At 58.6% G+C, this 15,953-nt stretch carries 21 protein-coding genes; 4 read left to right on the top strand and 17 right to left on the bottom strand.

All coding sequences use genetic code 11. The features are described from left to right. Positions 1-56: 56 nt before the first annotated feature. The 5 genes from PCQ86_RS07380 to merT all read right to left on the bottom strand — a co-directional run bounded on the left by PCQ86_RS07380 (position 57) and on the right by merT (position 2,682). Entirely contained in the window at positions 57-1,337 is a 1,281-nt protein-coding gene (locus PCQ86_RS07380) for an MgtC/SapB family protein (RefSeq protein WP_041835943.1), read from the bottom strand. Then, on the bottom strand, positions 1,334-1,471 hold the full coding sequence (locus tag PCQ86_RS07375) for a hypothetical protein (protein ID WP_162143898.1): 138 nt from the start codon (positions 1,469-1,471) through the stop codon (positions 1,334-1,336). The genes PCQ86_RS07380 and PCQ86_RS07375 overlap by 4 nt, the downstream gene beginning before the upstream one ends. 297 nt (positions 1,472-1,768) lie before the next feature. Then, positions 1,769-2,017 (bottom strand): GDCCVxC domain-containing (seleno)protein, encoded by a 249-nt coding sequence (locus PCQ86_RS07370; RefSeq protein WP_005795288.1) that lies wholly within the window; start codon positions 2,015-2,017, stop codon positions 1,769-1,771. Further along, positions 2,014-2,298 carry a mercury resistance system periplasmic binding protein MerP gene (gene merP, locus PCQ86_RS07365; RefSeq protein WP_005795286.1) on the bottom strand — a complete coding sequence of 95 codons (285 nt, stop codon included), beginning with the start codon at positions 2,296-2,298 and terminating at the stop codon, positions 2,014-2,016. The genes PCQ86_RS07370 and merP overlap by 4 nt, the downstream gene beginning before the upstream one ends. Positions 2,299-2,310: 12 nt before the next feature. Further along, entirely contained in the window at positions 2,311-2,682 is a 372-nt protein-coding gene (merT, locus tag PCQ86_RS07360) for a mercuric ion transporter MerT (protein WP_011804766.1), read from the bottom strand. Between the two features lie 42 nt (positions 2,683-2,724). On the opposite strand from merT, the gene merR reads away from it, so the two are divergent. Further along, entirely contained in the window at positions 2,725-3,132 is a 408-nt protein-coding gene (gene merR, locus PCQ86_RS07355) for an Hg(II)-responsive transcriptional regulator (RefSeq protein ID WP_005795284.1), read from the top strand. 2 nt (positions 3,133-3,134) lie between these two features. Continuing rightward, positions 3,135-3,470: a YnfA family protein gene (locus PCQ86_RS07350; protein ID WP_005795281.1), complete on the top strand. Its 336-nt coding sequence runs from the start codon at positions 3,135-3,137 to the stop codon at positions 3,468-3,470. 242 nt (positions 3,471-3,712) lie between these two features. On the opposite strand, the gene PCQ86_RS07345 is transcribed toward PCQ86_RS07350, so the two are convergent. The 11 genes from PCQ86_RS07345 to PCQ86_RS07295 form a co-directional block, all read right to left on the bottom strand. Then, complete coding sequence (locus tag PCQ86_RS07345) at positions 3,713-4,297, bottom strand: hypothetical protein (protein WP_011804765.1); 585 nt, start codon at positions 4,295-4,297, stop codon at positions 3,713-3,715. A gap of 80 nt (positions 4,298-4,377) precedes the next feature. Beyond that, positions 4,378-5,424 (bottom strand): YVTN family beta-propeller repeat protein, encoded by a 1,047-nt coding sequence (locus tag PCQ86_RS07340; RefSeq protein ID WP_011804764.1) that lies wholly within the window; start codon positions 5,422-5,424, stop codon positions 4,378-4,380. Between the two features lie 105 nt (positions 5,425-5,529). Then, entirely contained in the window at positions 5,530-7,368 is a 1,839-nt protein-coding gene (locus PCQ86_RS07335) for a DUF3141 domain-containing protein (RefSeq protein ID WP_011804763.1), read from the bottom strand. Positions 7,369-7,388: 20 nt separating this feature from the next. After that, on the bottom strand, positions 7,389-9,722 hold the full coding sequence (locus PCQ86_RS07330; protein ID WP_059401318.1) for a heavy metal translocating P-type ATPase: 2,334 nt from the start codon (positions 9,720-9,722) through the stop codon (positions 7,389-7,391). A gap of 3 nt (positions 9,723-9,725) precedes the next feature. Beyond that, the gene (locus tag PCQ86_RS07325; RefSeq protein ID WP_059401319.1) at positions 9,726-9,977 is read right to left on the bottom strand and encodes a DUF2933 domain-containing protein; all 252 of its coding nucleotides are present in this window, start codon (positions 9,975-9,977) and stop codon (positions 9,726-9,728) included. Positions 9,978-10,061: 84 nt separating this feature from the next. After that, on the bottom strand, positions 10,062-10,355 hold the full coding sequence (locus PCQ86_RS07320; RefSeq protein ID WP_011804760.1) for a heavy-metal-associated domain-containing protein: 294 nt from the start codon (positions 10,353-10,355) through the stop codon (positions 10,062-10,064). A 51-nt stretch (positions 10,356-10,406) separates the two neighbouring features. After that, the gene (locus tag PCQ86_RS07315) at positions 10,407-11,075 is read right to left on the bottom strand and encodes a methyltransferase family protein (protein ID WP_059401320.1); all 669 of its coding nucleotides are present in this window, start codon (positions 11,073-11,075) and stop codon (positions 10,407-10,409) included. After that, the gene (locus PCQ86_RS07310) at positions 11,072-11,356 is read right to left on the bottom strand and encodes a DUF2933 domain-containing protein (RefSeq protein ID WP_011804758.1); all 285 of its coding nucleotides are present in this window, start codon (positions 11,354-11,356) and stop codon (positions 11,072-11,074) included. The genes PCQ86_RS07315 and PCQ86_RS07310 overlap by 4 nt, the downstream gene beginning before the upstream one ends. 25 nt (positions 11,357-11,381) lie before the next feature. Then, positions 11,382-11,855, bottom strand: coding sequence for a hypothetical protein (locus tag PCQ86_RS07305; protein WP_011804757.1), 474 nt, complete (start codon positions 11,853-11,855; stop codon positions 11,382-11,384). Between the two features lie 89 nt (positions 11,856-11,944). Then, positions 11,945-12,289, bottom strand: a complete 345-nt coding sequence (locus tag PCQ86_RS07300) for a copper-binding protein (protein WP_011804756.1) — start codon at positions 12,287-12,289, stop codon at positions 11,945-11,947. A 62-nt stretch (positions 12,290-12,351) separates the two neighbouring features. After that, a complete protein-coding gene (locus PCQ86_RS07295) occupies positions 12,352-12,495 on the bottom strand; it encodes a hypothetical protein (RefSeq protein ID WP_172734523.1) in 144 nt (47 codons plus the stop codon). Between the two features lie 124 nt (positions 12,496-12,619). Here PCQ86_RS07295 and PCQ86_RS07290 point away from each other — a divergent pair, with 124 nt between their 5' ends. Further along, the gene (locus tag PCQ86_RS07290; RefSeq protein ID WP_011804755.1) at positions 12,620-13,303 is read left to right on the top strand and encodes a heavy metal response regulator transcription factor; all 684 of its coding nucleotides are present in this window, start codon (positions 12,620-12,622) and stop codon (positions 13,301-13,303) included. Beyond that, positions 13,304-14,689, top strand: coding sequence for a heavy metal sensor histidine kinase (locus tag PCQ86_RS07285; RefSeq protein ID WP_011804754.1), 1,386 nt, complete (start codon positions 13,304-13,306; stop codon positions 14,687-14,689). Between the two features lie 108 nt (positions 14,690-14,797). Here the strand turns inward: PCQ86_RS07285 and PCQ86_RS07280 are convergent. After that, a protein-coding gene (locus tag PCQ86_RS07280; protein ID WP_442874548.1) for an IS3 family transposase occupies positions 14,798-15,927 on the bottom strand; the annotation gives its coding sequence in 2 pieces (ribosomal slippage) (positions 14,798-15,672 and positions 15,672-15,927; 1,131 coding nt in all). Positions 15,928-15,953 lie beyond the last annotated feature (26 nt).

Genomic DNA, 15,953 nt, shown 5'->3' with positions numbered 1-15,953 from the left:
GCGGTGATCCCTATTGTTCAAACACAAAAAATTCTGAAGACGTGGCCAGTGGACGCTCACGAAAACGTCACGCTCAGCGCCAATACGGCAGCTCCGGACGCCATCGCACCCAGGTAGCCGAAAACAACCGATTTACCGACCTGCGCGCCGCCTGTCGTCCAGGCGATGCCGACCTTTGCCACCATGTTTGCCAATGTCGCGAGACCGAGCGCCGTGACGGTGGCGCCCGTGGACAATCCACCGGCACCATGCAGCCGAGCGACCGAGATCAAGATCGCATCCACGTCGGCAAGGCCTGAAACCGCCGACAGCACATAGAGGCCGCTGGTGTCCAGCCACTGCTTTGCCGCGGGCACCAGGACGCTCATGACAGCGAGCAGCACACCAAAACCGAGCGCGGTGCCAAGGTCGAATGGCGCCATCGCGCCGACAGCGCCCTCCCCCACTACAGTGCGGTCCAACTTGCGCCACCCCCATAGCGCAATACACAGCAGTGCCACGCCAGTGACCACCAGGGCGCTGCCGAAGGTGGACAGCAGCGCCGGCTGGATGACACCCAGCAGAACGACCATGCGAAAAAACATGACGCCACAGGATGCCAACGTGCCGGCTACCGCCGCGCCTGTCAGCGAAGGCTGCTCGCGTGCGTAGCGAGCCAAAGCCAACGTGGTTGCGGTGGAAGATGCCAGTCCTCCCAGGATACCGGTCCACAGCACACCCCTTTGCGCGCCGGTGATCCGCATGGCAAAGTGACCCGTCAACGACAGGCCCGCAATCAGGATGACTGCCCACCACAGCTGGTACGGATTGAGCGCGGCATAGGGCCCGAGGCCCGTATTGGGCAGATAAGGCAGGATGACCATGGACAACACCAGCAGTTGCAGCGATGCAGTCAATTCGCGGTGATCGATCAAACGCAACCAACCGTGCAAGGTCGGCTTGAGGTCCAGCAACACAGCGCCAACCACTGCTGCCGACAACGCCAAGGTGATGTTGCCGTGTGCCGCAAAGGCACCTAGGACCATAGTGAGCAGCATTGCCACCGGGGTAGTGGCACTCAGGTTGCCCGACAGTTTGGCGTTACGGGCGTAGGACACCGTCAGCAGCAGGGCGAGTCCGAGCAGCGCACCCAGCAAAGGCCACGCGCCGAACTCTGGCTGCAAATGCCCAAGCACGCCACCGAGCAGTCCGGTCAGCGCAAAGGTGCGCAGGCCTGCGACACGTCCACCCTCCGGCAATTCGCGGTCGTGCCAGCCGCGCTCCAGGCCAATCACCAGACCGACAGCAAGCGCGGCAACCAAGCCCGCGGCACCCGGGGGGAGTTCGTAGCTGTTCATCGGTTCTCTACGTTGATGGCCTGCGTAGCCGCATGCACGATCTTGCGCATGCCAGGCACCAGGACCGCACTACCGATATAACGCGAGTCGCCATTGAACAGCACCACCTCTTCGGTCCAATCCAGGCTCAGCATAAGTTCCTCACGCAGCATCGCACCCTCGGTCACTGATTTTCAGGTTGTTGAACTTCGCATTGGTATCCACCTACCTTGTGTGAATGCACGTTATGCATTTTGCGAGACCAAGGCTGACCGGAATATGTTTCAAAGATTACATCTTTGTCATGTGCTTCTTGGGGCTTGGCATATCAGCCACCGATGAACGTTGGCGTGTTTGATGGCCACATGGGCCCGCACAACGGTGTTGCGGAAGTTCAACTCGGATGTGGTGATGGCGTCCCTGGCGCCCGAATTGATCTCGTGACGCTTGACTCATTTCCGATCGGGCGATCCGGCCGGCGCGAACCCAAGATTGGCTGCGTGCCCCCGTTCCTGGATTGGAGGACAAGGCACTGAGCCGTAAGAACAGTACACACAGCAGTCACCCGACTTGGGCTTTAGCACGGTGTGACATTGCTCGCACTCGTAGAACCACTGGCAGGCGTCCGTGGGCATCGTCTCTGTCTTGGCGTGGCCGCACTCGGGGCAGGTCAGCGTCGATTCCAGTATCACCGCAGTCACTTGGCGTCTCCCAACACGGTCGCGGGATACCCTGCGTTCCTGGTGGCGCGTGTGAGGACCTCGACATTCGCCTTCGTATCGTCGAACGTCACCTTGGCCTCGCGCCGATCCAGATTCACGTCGATCTTGCTGACGCCGGATACCTTGGTAAGCGCCTTCTTGACTGTGATCGGGCAGGTGGCGCAGTTCATGTCGGGCACGGACAGCGTGACACTCTGCGTGGTAGCCCAGAGGGGCGAAGCAGAAGCGGCCAGCATGGCCAGAGCAACGAGTTTTTTCATAGCAATCTCCATTCAGTAAAACCAGGGAGCGATCAGCGGGAATCCGAGCGCGACGATGACTAGCGCCACCACGGTCCAGAACAACGACTTGTGGCTTCGGTTGACTTGCGGTAGCGCGCAAGCCTGCCCGGCCTCACAGGCTGCTGGCGCTCGCCATATCCGCCTGTACGCAAAAAACAGTGCCACAAGCGCGGCACCGATGAACATGGGCCGATAGGGTTCGAGCAGGGTCAAATTGCTAATCCATGCCCCGGAGACGCCAAGCGTAATCAACACCAAAGGCCCGAGGCAGCAAGTGGAGGCGAGGATGGCCGCCAGACCGCCGGTTAACAGCGCACCACGCCCGCCGCCGCTTCGAGTTTCAGTTGGGGAATCGGGTTTCATCGTTTAAGCTTACTTCCGTAGTTAAGTACGGAGTCAAGTGCCATGAATGAACCAACCGAAACCCTGACCATCGGTGGCTTAGCCGAGGCCGCTGGGGTCAATGTTGAGACGATCCGCTTCTACCAGCGCAAGGGCTTAGTGCAAGAGCCCGACCGCCCCCTGGGCGGCATCCGCCGCTACGGCGAGGCAAATCTGGCCCGGGTACGCTTTATTAAATCGGCGCAACGGCTGGGTTTCAGCCTTGACGAAGTCGGGGACTTGCTGAAGCTCGAGGACGGGTCGCATTGCCCCGAGGCCCGCGAACAAGCCGAACGCAAGCTCAGGGATGTGCGCGCCAAGCTCGCCGATCTCCACCGCATTGAGGCAGTCCTGGAAGCACTGGTGCAGCGCTGCTGCGCCGCAAGGGGACAGGTGCGTTGCCCGATGATCCAGGCGCTGCAGGAAGCGTGACGATGGAACTCTTGAAAGTTGCCATTCTGTTTGCGGTGACGGCAGTAGCTGAAATCGTTGGCTGCTACTTGCCCTGGCTGGTCGTAAAGCAGGGCAAGTCGGCATGGCTGCTCTTGCCGGCTGCCGTTTCCTTGTCGTTGTTCGCTTGGCTGCTGACCTTGCACCCGACAGCTGCCGGGCGAACCTATGCGGCTTACGGCGGGATGTACATCGCCGTGGCGCTGGTCTGGTTGCACGTCGTCGACGGTGTTGCCTTGACCCGTTGGGACTTCGTGGGAGCGGCCATCGCGCTGGCCGGCATGTCGGTGATCGCCCTGCAACCTGCGACGGATACTTGACGTTCCCGGAGCTCTCCGTTCTCGGTCGTCTCCGCTAATCCAGATGAAAAACGCAACCGTCTGCCCTCAAACTCGCGAAAACAGCAGACCTCGGACCTCGCACGGTCAAGAGACAAACAGAGGATCCGAATTTCCGCGGCTCCGGCCGCCTAGAGTCGAAACTCTCAATGGAAAAGAGGACTTACGGTGCTGGCTTGTCTAACAACGCCACCTTTTGTTGGGTTCTCCAAGTATTCTCGCCGTCAAGGCAACAAAGCCGGTGCCCGCAGGTCGTTTGTCTCACCACTTTTCTCCCCTGGGTCCACCGCAGTCTCTTCAAGGGCGAACTCCACGTCGATTTGGGAAAGACGCTCAAGAAGCGCCATGTTTTGGTGGTTCTCTGCACGCTCGAATAAGAGGACCTCTATCGGGCGCCACATTGCCACCCAACCAATAATCAACAAGCCTTCGCTAATCCCAACATGCACTTTGCTGTTGCCCGGATCAACCAATAAGGCTCGTGCAAGCAGTGTCGTCGTCAGAACGGCGAGTCCTATGAACAGAAAGCGCATGCCCTGTCGCATCCTTCGGCGATATCGGCGCCTGCACTGTGCATGCTGCGCCTGAAAGTGCGCGTGAATCGCTCGTGTGATTTCGACTTCGTACTCTCTGATCGGAGTCGGGACGTGCACCATAAGCCGAAGCGGTTCTTCTCGACCATCTTCACCAGCACAGTCAACGATATAGGTTTCAACAGCATGGCTCAGTGTTTTCTCATGGAGCGGTGAAGGGTCCAGAGAATCGTAAAGCTGCGTGATTCGTTGAATTCGAATATCGATGACCGTCATTTGGACATACGCCAGGGTTGACGCTGGCTGGTTCTACTTTTTTGTGTACCGTACGTACCGGTGTAGGCGACGGGCCCCACTCAAGGCGTTACGCTGATGCCGTTGGGTGCCTTACCGACAGGAACGGTCTTCGTTACCTTGCGATCTTTCACGTCAAGCACGGAAACCGAATTGGCGTAAATGTTCGTCACATAGGCGTACCGCCCGTCACGATCAACAACCACTCCATGAGCACCAGCGCCAGTTACGACTGTCTTGACGACCTTGAAAGTCTCCAGGTCAATCATGCTGACGGTCTTGCCCGGCATCTTGCGCGTACCCTGGTTGGCCACCAGGAGCGTGCGCGAGTCAGGTGTGGCGTACAACTGGATCGGCACCGTTCCTACCGCAACCTTGCGAATCACCTTGCGCGTTGCTGGGTCGATCACGGCAATGGCGTTTTCGCCGGACAACGAGGCAAAGGCCAAGCGGCCGTCCGGCGTGAAGCCAGTCTGGGCCGGACCTTTGCCGGTCGGCACCTGCGCAACCTCCTTCTGGCTGGCGGTGTCGATGACCGATACCGTGCCACCCTTGAGATTGGCGACGTAGACCTCCTTGCCATCCGGGCTGAACCGAAGACCATGGGGAAACTGACCAACCGTAATCGTCGCCACGTGGCTCCGCGCTGCTGTGTCGATCACTGTGACCGTGTTGTCACCCCCATTGGTGACATAGGCCAGGCGACCGTCTGGTGAAACCACCACATGGGCCGGGTGCAAACCCACCGGCACCTTGGCGACGACCGTGTTGGTCACGGTGTCGATGGCCCAGATCGCGCCCGGTTTTCCCATCGCATCGTGGTCGCCTTGGGCCATGCCCTTGTGCGCAGAAACGTCGGCTGCCTGATCAGGCTCGCCGTTATTGGTCAACCATGCGAGCTTGCCGTCGGGCGACACTTGCACGTTGTGAGGCATCTTGCCGACGCGCACGTTCGTCAGCGTTTTCAACGATGCCGCATCGAGGACGCTGACCGTGTCAGCGCCTTCATTGGCCACATATACCTGGTCGGCAGCCAAAGTGGTTCCAGACCAGGCCAGCAGACCGATCTGGACCGCTGCCGAAAGCCAGTTGATTTTTCTTATCATCATGATCAATCCTTGTTGAGAAATGGCCCCTAGAACAGGGTTATGTCTGCTTTGGGCGTCCAGTATTGCCGTCACCGTTTTTTCCATCATGTCCAGGACGCATAAAAACTAGTCAGGGCGTTGAAAAATCAGACGAAACGCTTGCTCAACCGCAGCGTCGCGGCCTTCACGCAGTCGTGCCAGCGCATGAGTTACTTGTTCTGCAGCTTCACGCTCACGCTCGATCAATGGGTGATGCTGCGCAAGCGGCTGTCGGCTCCTAGCGAGGGGTTCGGCCAACAGACTGACCCCTTTCATCCACGGACTAAATGCTTCTGAAAACAAATACCTGCTGCTGCGCATTGGATGGAGCCACTTGAGCACTTCGGCTGTCCAGGGCGTGGACAGCGCTTGCGCCCAGGGGCTGACGAATGCCCGGTAAAGCGCCTCGTTGAATGTCGAGACCTGTTTCACCCGCTCAAAAGCTTCTTCCGGGTAATCTGCTTTCAGGTCTTCCACCTCACGGGGTTCGTAGCGGATGCTGAAGGAGGGCTTATGGCAGTCCGGGTCACCTGACGGGTTGTCGATCTTCATTTCATAAAGACCCGGGGCCAGCGCTTCAATGTCAGCCAGGCTCTCCAGGATGGCTCGATGCTCCAGACGAGCCACTCCTGCGGAGACAAAAATGCCGAGATGGCCGACATGCGGGTTGGTGAGGTAGACGATTCGCTGCCCTGCCCGCTTGAGATCATCGGTGTCGCTATAGACAGCGGGGATCCATCCAAGCGCCTGGTGCGGTGGCGTGATGTTGTCGCCGTAAGATGCAAAGATGACGATTGGATTCTTAATTCGCCTCAGGTCAGCAGTGCAACCCTGGCAAATCTGGAAAACACCCTGCTCAAGCTGGTTGCCGATGAACAAATTCTCAACGATCGCGAGGATCTCTTCTCGGCTCAGGAAATAAAAACCGTTCCACCATCGTTCGAACTCCAGAAACCGCGCCTGCTCACTGTCAACGTTGGTGAAGAGTTGGGCGTACTTCTCCCAAATGGCCTTTTCGGGCTTGAGGTTCTCGAAATTCTGCGCCAGCCAGGCTCCATCGAAGCGGCCATTGCCCAGGTCGGCCGTCAGATGCGCCAACCAGCTGCCGCCAAGGAGCCCTCCGGAAAGACGCATCGGATTGACACCGGACTCGCCAGCCCAATATGACAAGGGTGAGCCATTGAGCACCACCGGTCCGACCAGACCGGCGCAGTCTGCGGACAGCAGCGTCAGCGCCCACCCGGCCTGGCAGTTGCCATAAAGCACAGGAGGATTGCCAGGATGGCGTTGCGCAACTTCTTCGGCGAAACGCCGCAGCACATGCAACACGTCTGCCAGGGTCTGCCCCAGAGTCGGCTCGGGAAAGAAGATCACGAAATAAACCGGATGGCCCTCGCGCATGGCCATCCCGACTTCGGAGTCGCGCTTGAAGCCGCCAATGCCGGGGCCGTGGCCAGCGCGTGGATCGACGATGATGACTGGCGGTTTGTCAGAGTCGACGCAGTCGTCCCAGCAATGCCCGTCGATTTCCGTGATGCGCAGCAGTGCATAGTTGACGGACCGTTCGAAGCTGCGCGCGTCCAACAGCGTTTCATACTTGAAGTCCAGAAGCGGCGGCAATCCGGCTCGCTCGTGCTCCAGCATGTTGTTCGCGCGCTGGCGAAGCGTGTCCCAGAACAGAACGGTGCGTTCGAAGAAGTCGCGCTGGTAATCGAAATAGTCCTGCGCCGAAGGTGCTTCAGCTGCTCTTTTCATGCCACTAGACGCATCCTGTGGCGCAGGCTTCAACAACTCCTCGGAATGATCCAAGACGGTCGGTGGTAGATCCTTTGTCTGGCGGTGCGTCCATTGCACCGCTGCTTCCTTACCCACCGCCGTGGTGCGTTGAGAGGTCCGAGGCTTTTGTGGTGACGTGGGGATTTTCATCATTCCTCCGAACTACGGGGTCATTTTTTTCCGCGCCGTAAACGCAGAGCATTGAAAATCACCGAGGCCGAGCTCAGACTCATGGCCAGCGCCGCGATCAGCGGGGACAACAACCACCCAGTGAATGGGTACAGCACGCCTGCCGCAATCGGCACCCCAATGCCGTTGTAAACGAATGCGAACAGGAGGTTCTGGCGCATGTTTCGGACGGTGTCGATAGAGATGTCGCGTGCGGCGGTGATGCCGCGCAAATCGCCTTTGACCAGCGTGATCTGGCCGCTGTTCATGGCCACATCGGTCCCCGTGCCCATGGCCACGCCGACATCGGCCTTTGCCAACGCAGGCGCATCGTTGATGCCATCGCCGGCCATGGCGACAATGTGGCCCTCTTTCTGGAGCCGTTCCACGAGCGCCAGCTTGTCTGCGGGCTTGACTTCGCCATGCACCTCGTCGATGCCCAGTTTTGCACCCACTGCCTTGGCGGTGGTCAGACCATCGCCAGTTGCCATCACGATGCGCAAGCCGCTGGCGTGCAAAGTCCTAATGGCTTCCAGCGTGGTGGCCTTGATGGGATCGGTCACAGCCAGGATGCCAGCCAGTTGTCTGTCCACGGCCAGATGCATCACGCTGGCGCCTTCACTGCGCAGACGCTCGCCATCGATCTTGAGCGCATCAGTGGCCACGCCCTCCTGCTGCATCAATGCGGTGTTGCCCAGCACCAGATGCTTCCCATCGACCATGCCGCGCACGCCAATACCGCTGCCAGATTCGAAATCTAGCGGTTTGATCAGTTCCAGGCCCTTGGCACGTGCTGCACTAACGATGGCCTCGGCCAGGGGATGTTCGCTGCCTTGGTCCAGGCTGGCGGCCAAGCGCAACACTTCGTCCGCGGTATAGCCGGGGGCGGCAACTGCGGTGTCGAAGGCGGGTTTACCTTCGGTCAGTGTTCCTGTCTTGTCCACAATCAGCGTGTCGACCTCGCGCATTTTTTCGATGGCGCCAGCATCACGGAACAGCACCCCCTGTGTCGCGGCACGCCCTGTGGCCACCATCACCGACATCGGCGTGGCCAGCCCCAGCGCACAGGGGCAAGCGATGATCAGGACGGCCACTGCGTTAATCAAGCCAAACACCCAGCTAGGTTCCGGACCGAACCAACCCCAGACAAAGAAGGTGGCAATGGCGATGAGCACCACCACGACCACGAATTGGCCTGCGACCACGTCCGCCATGCGCTGCATGGGCGCCTTCGAGCGCTGGGCATTGGCCACCATCTGAACAATCTGCGACAGCATGGTGGCCGCACCGACCTTCTCGGCGCGCATTACCAGGGCGCCACTGGTGTTCATCGTGGCGCCAATCACCTTGTCACCAAGGCGTTTGGTCACCGGCACAGGCTCACCGGTCAGCATGGATTCATCGACCGCACTGCTGCCTTCAGTCACAACGCCGTCGACCGGCACTTTCTCGCCGGGGCGGATGCGCAACAGGTCACCGACGTGAACATGGTTCAGCGGTACGTCTTCTTCGTTGCCATCCGCATTGATCCGACGTGCCGTCTTGGGTGCCAAACCGAGCAGCGCCTTGATGGCCGCAGAAGTTTGCGAACGGGCCTTCAACTCGATGATCTGGCCCAGCATGGTCAGCGAGATGATGACCACTGCCGCCTCGTAGTAGACCGCCACGCGCCCCATGGAAATGAATGAATCCGGGAACACGCCCGGCGCCACGGTAGCCACGAGGCTGTAGAGAAAGGCCGCGCCCGTACCCAAACCGATCAAGGTCCACATGTTGGGGCTGCGGAGGACGAGAGACTGCCAGCCGCGTACGAAGAAGGGCCACCCCGTCCACAACACGACGGGTAAGGAAAGCACCAGCTCAACCCAGGTTTGCACCTTCATGTCAAACCATCCAAGACGATGGCCGAACATTGCAAGAACGGTGACAATGACTGTGAATGGCAGCGTCCACCAGAAGCGATGCTGAAAATCCTTTAACTCATGGTTGTCTTCCTCGTCCAGTGGAATGATGGGCTCCAATGTCATGCCGCACTTGGGACAGACTCCAGGATGATCCTGCCGCACCTCGGGGTGCATAGGGCAGGTGTAGATGGTGCCGGCCGGCTCTGGCGCGGTGTCCTCGGGTGCAGTAGATACAAGGTATTGCAGTGGGTTCGCTGCGAACTTGCCTTGGCACTTGGCGCTACAGAAATAGTAGGGCCGCCCTTCGTGCGTCAATTTGTGTTCAGACTGCTCCGTAACGGTCATGCCGCACACCGGATCCTTTAGATCCTTTGGCGAGGCTGGCTCGGCAGGGGGGTGACTGCCGTGATGGTGGTGTGCATGCATGTCCATTGCTTATTCCTTGTCGTTGTTGGTGCGCCGGGGCGTCTGCGCATGGTTGCCGTGCCCACCATGGCCGCCGTGGCCGTGCATCAGGTGCATTAGCGGACAGGCGAGGAGCAGCAGGTAGGGCCAATAACCCAGAACATGGCCCCAGTGCTCTCGCAGCAGATAAAAACCAGCGATCACGGCAGCCGTTGCCAGCGCCATGCCGGCTGGGCGGCGCCAGAACGATGGCGCATGGGAGTCGTTGTCAGGCTGATCCATGGCGTTGCTCCTTCAAAGTTGCCAGCAAAAGGTGCGGGCGCGGACGCGCCCAGCCGGTCGACCCGGAATCAAATACCGTGGCCGTCATCGGCAACCACAGCCCCCCGCACCGCCGCTGTGGCAGCCCGAGGCTTTAGGCTGCGAGGTCGCAGCGGGAATGGGCGCGTCTGTGGCCAGCTTTGCGGGGTAACCCGCATCCGTCAATGCCATCAACAATGGGGCGCTGCCCTGCGCCAGTTCCCCGCTCACCCGGACATGCCCAGACTGGAGATCGACCTCCACCCCACTGACACCCGGCAGCGGTTGCAATGCGTGCGTGACGTGCTTGACGCATGAGCCGCAGCTCATGCCCTCGACTTGCAGATCAATCGTTTTCATATATCCAACTCCTAAAAATTGAAACGTATACCGCCGGGGAAATATTCCAGATCATCTTTTTGACACCGAGTCAGTCGTCGACTGGGCCTTGCCCATGCGAGGGATAAACCGGGGTGTGCGCTGGGCGTATGTGTCGTACGTTGCACCGAACTGTTTGTGCATTTCGTTCTCTTCGGTGATTGCCAGACGTCCGTACATCAGGAGCAAGACAGGGAACATGGCCAAGGTCAGCAAGGTGGGCCACTGCAGCAGGAAGCCCAGCAGAATCATCACAAAAGCCACGTACTGCGGATGGCGAATGCGCGCGTAGGGGCCTGTTGTTGCAAGCGATTGGCCACGCTGAGCGTGGTAGAGCACATTCCACGCTGTGGACAACAGGTAGAAACCAAAGCCCAGAAAAACGTAGCTGGCGATGTGCAGTACGCCGAAATGCGGGTCGCCCTTTTCGCCCAAGAGGGTAGACCACAGGTGACCCGATGTGTGAGAGAGCAGATCCAGATTAGGGAACTTGGTTTGCAGCCAGCCCGACAGCAGATAAATCGTCAACGGGAAGCCATACATCTCCACGAACAAAGCAACGATGAAGGCTGCAAATGCGCCAAACGTCCTCCAGTCACGTGCCGTCGCAGGCTTGAAAAAGCTGAACGCAAACATGATGAAGATCGCTGAATTGATGATGACCAGCGACCACAGGCCATAAGCGGATTCGGTATGGTTCATCGTGAATCCCCTTCATTGCGTGATTCGGTAGTTTTCTTGGCATCAGGCTTGCTCTGGCCATGTCCGCCATGTCCGCCATGTCCGCCATGTCCGCCGTGCATGAAGATATGCATCAGCGGGCAGGCTAGGAGCAAGAGAAAAGGCAGTGCCCCGACGACATGCGCGAGGTGTTCGGTCAACAGGAAATATGCCGCCACGCCGCCTATCACCACGAGGCCGATGGCATAGCGAGAACTCCAGAAGCTGGGGGGCGACTCGTGCCCGTCGTGTTGATGGTTCATGGTGACTTCCAATTCGGTGGATGCGTTACTTGGTCATCGAGGCAGGCAGACGGTCCAGCATCATCTGCATCATGGACTCCATCATTTCCATGCGCTTTTCCATCATCTGTTGACGCTCGGCCATGTTGGTGGGCATGCCCTTGCCACCTTGCATGCCACCCATGCCCTGCATGCCTGCGCCCATCTGCTGCATCATTCCCATGCCGTCCTGCATCAGCTTCATGTGCTCGTCCATGAGCGCCTGCCGCTCTTCTGGTGTTTTGGCCGCCATCATCTTTTCGTGCATCGCTTGCATGGCTTTCATGTGCTCGTCCATCTTGGCCATTCCGGCCATCTGCCCCGCACCCGTTGGCGTCGCGGCCGCCTTCATTTGGGTGGACGCAGGCGATGTGCTTCCTGCAGGGTGATGGGCCTTGTGCTCATCGGCGGTTTGCGCCATCACGCTCAGTGAGAGCGAAGCGACACAGATACCAACCAGGGTATGGCGAATTTTTGACATAGTGTTCTCCTTCTTCCGGTGAAAAACCGTCGCAGTCAGCATTCAACCCATACGTCCGCGACGACACAGCACGCCCGAGCAGCGTGTTCTTACTGAGCGGGCTGAATGTCAGTGACAACCATCTTCCCGCCCTCGTTGACGACCATGAACTTGACCTTGTCGCCGGGCTTCACCTTGCCCAGCAGGCTCTTGTCTTTTGCGGTGAACACCATAGTCATGCCGGGCATGTCCATGTGCTTGATTTCTGCGTGCTTGATGGTGATCTTGCCAGTTTCCTGATCGACCTTCTTGATTTCGCCGTCCGTCAGGGATGCCGATGCTTGGGACATATCCATCTTGCCGTGATCCATCATGGTCTGGGCGAAACTGCCCATGGGCGTGAATGTGCCCATGGCAAGAGCGGAGATGGCCAGAATGTTCTTGATGGTTTTCATGATTTCCTCACGATTGAGAGTAAAAAAAGTGGGTTATTTCATAGCCACTTTGACAGCGCCTTTCATACCGGCCTCGAATGACCAGACATCAGGCACGCGAACTCGGCAGTGCCCGCCTTCTTGGCGAATTGCCAGACGATCTCACCTTGCTTGCCAAGGGCCCGCGTGACCTTGCTGGGCACATCACAAAAAATGACCGATCTCATGGAGGTGATTCTGAAGCGCGGTCATGTCAGAAAGCTGTGCGCCGGATTACAAATTTGTTATCTACGTGTCAGGCACGCAGAAACTCGTCAAACTCACGTCTACGCCAGATAGCGGAGAGTGACCATGAAGATATTGATCGTCGAAGATGAACCTAAAACCGGCGAATACCTTCGCCAGGGATTGAGCGAGGCCGGATTTGTGGCCGACCTGGCGCAAAACGGTAGTGATGGCCTGCACCTGGCACTCCAAGGTGAATACGACCTCGTGATCCTGGATGTCATGCTGCCCGGACTGGATGGCTGGCAGGTGCTGCAGTCGCTGCGCAATCGCGGATTGCAGATGCCTGTGTTGTTCCTCACGGCGCGGGACCAGGTGGAAGATCGGGTCAAAGGGTTGGAATTGGGCGCTGACGACTATCTTGTCAAGCCCTTTTCATTCGCCGAGTTGCTGGCCCGTGTACGGACAATCTTGCGCCGGGGCCGAGGAGGCACCGAAACCAACACATTGCGCGTGGCTGACCTGGAACTTGATCTGCTGCGCCGACGGGTCTCGCGGGGTGGCCGTCGCATTGACCTGACAGCCAAAGAATTTGGTTTGCTGGAGTTGCTGTTGCGCAGGCATGGAGAAGTGCTTCCTCGCTCGCTGATTGCCTCCCAGGTGTGGGACATGAACTTCGACAGCGACACCAACGTGATCGAAGTGGCGATGCGCCGCTTGCGCCTGAAGATTGACGAAGGCCAGGACGTCAAGTTGATCCAGACCGTGCGGGGCATGGGCTACGTGCTGGAAGCACCGGAGAACGCTTGAATGTTTCGGTTCTTCTCGCTCACCCATCGTTTGGCCATCTTTTTCACGACGGTGGCCGCAGCCGTCGTGCTGGGGCTTGGAATGTTGTTCCTGGTTGCGACCGAACGCCACTTCCTGGAACTGGATCGAATCACGCTGCAAGACAAGCAGCACCTGATCGAGAACATAGTAGTCAATGCCAACTCCACCGATGACATCCCATCGCGCTTACGCGAATCTTTGAACAATCACCACGGCTTGTCTGTCATTGTCAAAAACGCTAATGGGGATGTTCTTTTCAGGACTGAAGGGTTTCAACCTCCAGCCACTTTGGACGCGCCAAAACCAGAGCATCGGATTTCCGAGATTCAGAGTTGGAAAAATCAAGGCCGTGAATTTCGCGCGTTGAACTTGCGTTTCAACCCTGCCAATAGTGCGGCGCCACCACTGGATGTCCTGATCGCCATTGACATGGAAGATCACATGCAATTCATGGCGCAATTACAGCGTACGCTTGTGCTCTATGCTATTTGTGCCATCTTTGTCAGCGGGATGCTGGGATGGTTCGCAGCCTACAAAGGGATGGCACCGTTGCGCGCCATGAAGACCCAAGCCACAACGGTCAGTTCCCATCGTCTCGATGAGCGAATGCCCATCGAAGCAGTTCCTGTGGAAATGGCTGACTTGGCACAGGAACTCAACAAAATGTTGGACAGGCTGCAAAATGACTTTCAACGACTGTCCGAGTTCTCCTCGGACTTGGCGCATGAAATTCGCACGCCCATCAGCAACCTGCTGACGCAAACCCAGGTGGCACTCGCCAACAAGCGAGACGCTGACACATATCGAGACATACTGGCGTCGAACGCGGAGGAGTTCCAACGCTTGGCGCGCATGGTGTCGGATATGTTGTTCCTGGCCAAGACGGATCGTGGAGTTGACTTGCCGAACAAGGAGCAGTTTTCCGCGGCGAAAGAAGCCCAGGCGTTACTGGAATTTTACGAAGCCGTCGCTGAAGAAAAGAATGTCACGCTACGCCAGTTCGGTGATGGAAACATCCTGGGTGACCGATTGATGTTTCGAAGAGCGCTGAGCAATCTGTTGTCGAACGCATTGCGCCATACCAATGACCATAGCGATGTAACGATTGATATCAGCGAGACAGCAAAGGCCGTTGTAGTGACGGTCGAGAACACGGGGGAGGACATTGACCCTCAAATCATTCCTCGCCTTTTTGACCGCTTCTACCGTGCCGACCCGTCTCGGTCCCACCCACAATCCGATGGTGCTGGCCTCGGACTATCAATTACCCGGGCCATTGCACAAGCGCATGGAGGACGTGTGACGGTTGTATCTGGCGCGGGGAGAACAAAGTTCAGTCTGGAATTTCCTAGCAAGTTGGCGTAATAGGAACAACTAACGCCAACAGAACTTCCACCAGCGTAACAGCACCTTATTGACCTGCCCCCAATACCCGTACCAGTCGTTTTGAGAAAATCCGCTGGTTAAAGGAGATTACTCCTGGGTTTGAAGCGGCGCCGTTACGGCGCCGCCAGTTGATTGTCGATGTCGCGCTGCGAACTTTGCTGGGGGAATCCGGCCGCAGCTGCTGTGCGGTCTGATCTCGTTGTAGTCAGCCCGCCAGCGCGCAATCTCGGCACGGGCCTGTTTCAGGCTCTGGAACCAGTGCTCGTTCAGACACTCGTCGCGGAACTTGCCGTTGAAGCTCTCGATGTAGGCATTCTGCGTGGGCTTGCCGGGCTGGTTGAGGATATGGCGCACGCCCCTGGCCTGCGCCCACGCCATGAAGGCTCGGCTGGTGAATTCGGGCCCCTGGTCTGTGCGCACGGCCTGCGGGTAACCGCGAAACCGCGCCACCTGCTCCAGCACGCGCACTACGTACTCGCCGCCGATGCCGTGGTCGACGGCGATATCCACGCACTCGTGGCTGAAGTCATCGGTGATGGTCAGGCACTTGATGCGCCGGCCACTGGCCAAGCTGTCGCTGACGAAATCCATGCTCCAAACCTCGTTGACGCTCTGGCATTGGTGCAGCGGCACGCGTTCGAGCTTCAGGCGCTGCTTGCCGCGGCGCTTGCGCACCGACAGCTCAGCCAGCCTGTAGAGCCTATAGACGCGTTTGTCGTTGACCTTCGTGCCTTCAGCCCGCAGCAGGTCGGCAATGCGCCGGTAGCCGAAGCGACGCCGCTCGTGCGCGAGCTCGACGATGCGCTGACTCGTGGCCTGGTCGTGCTGTGCGCGCTGGGGCGGGTGCCGCCAGCTGTCGCGCGACAGTCCCACCAAAGCGCAGGCGCGCCGTTCACTGATCGAGGTCTCTTCCAACATCTTGCCCACCGCGCGTCGCTTCGCCGGTGGGCTCAGCGCTTTACGCCGAAGGCCACCCTCAGCGCCTCGTTGTCCAACACCGCTTCGGCCAGTAGCTTCTTGAGCCGGTTGTTCTCGGCTTCGAGGTCGCGCAGCCGTTTGGCGTCGCTGGCTTCCATGCCGCCGAACTTGGCTCGCCACTTGTAGAACGTGGCCGAGCTGAAACCCTCTCGGCGGCACAGGTCCGCAACGCTCATGCCAGCGTCGGCCTGCTTGATGAACCCAATGATCTGTTCGTCCGTGTACCTGCTCTTGCGCATCGCGCTTCCTCTCGGTTGCGCGGATT

The organism is Diaphorobacter sp. ED-3, from assembly GCF_027625375.1.
In the GTDB taxonomy this organism is placed as follows: Bacteria; Pseudomonadota; Gammaproteobacteria; order Burkholderiales; family Burkholderiaceae_C; genus Diaphorobacter; species Diaphorobacter nitroreducens.
This window is presented reverse-complemented; position numbering and strand designations above follow the sequence as displayed.